Genomic DNA, 227 nt, shown 5'->3' with positions numbered 1-227 from the left:
CTATTAACCCCGAGTAATTCACAGGAAGAGATTATGGTCTCTTTTTGTTCTTCTTTGAAGCATTTGATAACTCGGGTGTGTAATTTTTTCTTATTTGAATATCATATTCTTTTTCTGCCATATCTACTAGCATATCAAAGATGATGACTTTCTTATCTGCTCGTTCTGCAAGATGTTCTGCTCTTGCCTTCTGCTTCTCGAGAAGCTTAACCTTGGCTTCAAGTTCA

The 227-nt window shown here is 36.6% G+C and carries 1 protein-coding gene; it reads right to left on the bottom strand.

Going from position 1 to position 227, the window contains the following annotated elements:
* Nucleotides 1–31: 31 nt before the first annotated feature.
* The coding region (locus tag F6U93_RS14720; protein WP_225312727.1) for a hypothetical protein at nt 32–227 on the bottom strand (196 nt) is incomplete at its 5' end.

This window comes from Pseudotamlana haliotis (assembly GCF_008806375.1).
GTDB lineage: Bacteria > Bacteroidota > Bacteroidia > Flavobacteriales > Flavobacteriaceae > Pseudotamlana > Pseudotamlana haliotis.
This window is presented reverse-complemented; position numbering and strand designations above follow the sequence as displayed.